1 rRNA gene is annotated in these 398 nt (G+C 56.0%); it reads right to left on the reverse strand.

Going from position 1 to position 398, the window contains the following annotated elements:
• Positions 1–398, reverse strand: a 23S ribosomal RNA gene (locus AAGW05_RS18595); the annotation flags it as partial.

Below are 398 nucleotides of genomic sequence, written 5' to 3' on the forward strand. Positions count from 1 at the left end.
CGCTCACGGACAGCTAGTGTCCTTCACGAGGCAGGCCCCCCTTCTCCCGAAGTTACGGGGGCATTTTGCCGAGTTCCTTAACCATAATTCTCTCGATCGCCTTAGTATTCTCTACCTGATCACCTGTGTCGGTTTGGGGTACGGGCAGTTGGAACCTCACGTCGATGCTTTTCTAGGCAGCATAGGATCACCGAATTCCCCCTTGCGGGGGTCCCATCAGATCTCAGAAACGTCATTGAAGACAGCACGACGGATTTGCCTATCGTGCTTCCTACATCCTTAGACCGGGACTACCATCGCCCGGCTCGGCTACCTTCCTGCGTCACACCTGTTAATACGTTTACCTCCCCAGATCAGGTCCCGCGCTCCCCACACACCCTGGTCCCGAAGGACACGCA

This window comes from Arthrobacter sp. LAPM80, assembly GCF_046736435.1.
Classification (GTDB): domain Bacteria; phylum Actinomycetota; class Actinomycetes; order Actinomycetales; family Micrococcaceae; genus Specibacter.